Below are 700 nucleotides of genomic sequence, written 5' to 3'. Positions count from 1 at the left end.
TCAAGTAGAACTGATGCTGATAAGCATGTGTTGTATGCAACAAGCGATAAACATGAAGGCCAAGTAGCTGTAGATTTGAAAGTAGCAGATACTTGGAAAGCTGGAGCTGCTGGTAAGAATTCTTTACTTGATTCTAAAAATACATTTGAAGATGTTCAAGCAGCTCACTACGAACAAGATGCAAGAATTGCTCAGTTAGCAAAAACACAAGGCATTGCTGCAATTCAAGCAAATGGAACAATAAAGCTTGATAAGATTCAAGCTGCAGCTACAGGAGCATTAAACCTAGATGCTAACACAGCAGGTAATAATGGCATAAAAAAAGATGCTTCTGATGCTTTAGCTCATATTTTAACTTTAACTGCAGCAGATTTAAATACAGCAAATTCAGCTATAGATGATGCTATTACTAAATTAAATAAAGTAGTAGAAGCAGGTAAAGGTAAAACTATGGATACTACTGAAGCTCAAGATGCTATGGCTTCTCATGCTATGATAAAACACTTAGAAGGTATAAAAGAAGGTATTAACGAAAAAGATAGAAATGGTCTTAAAGATATAATAGGTCTTACAGATGATACTAAGACTAACTTTGGAAGATTAAGTTTATCATCAACTAATGGTAAAGACATAGTTGTAGAAGCTACTAGAGATTATGTAGATAAAGATGGTAAGCTTCAATCAATGAATGTTACTAGCT

General features: G+C 34.0%; 1 protein-coding gene. It reads left to right on the top strand.

Features of this window, described 5'->3' with window-relative positions; translation table 11 throughout:
• On the top strand, nt 1-700 hold a 700-nt coding region (locus AVBRAN12640_RS09895), incomplete at both ends, for a hypothetical protein (protein ID WP_336609188.1).

It is taken from the genome of Campylobacter sp. RM12640, from assembly GCF_020137595.1.
In the GTDB taxonomy this organism is placed as follows: domain Bacteria; phylum Campylobacterota; class Campylobacteria; order Campylobacterales; family Campylobacteraceae; genus Campylobacter_E.
Note: the sequence above shows the minus strand (reverse complement) of the source record. Positions and strands in the feature narration are given on the sequence as shown.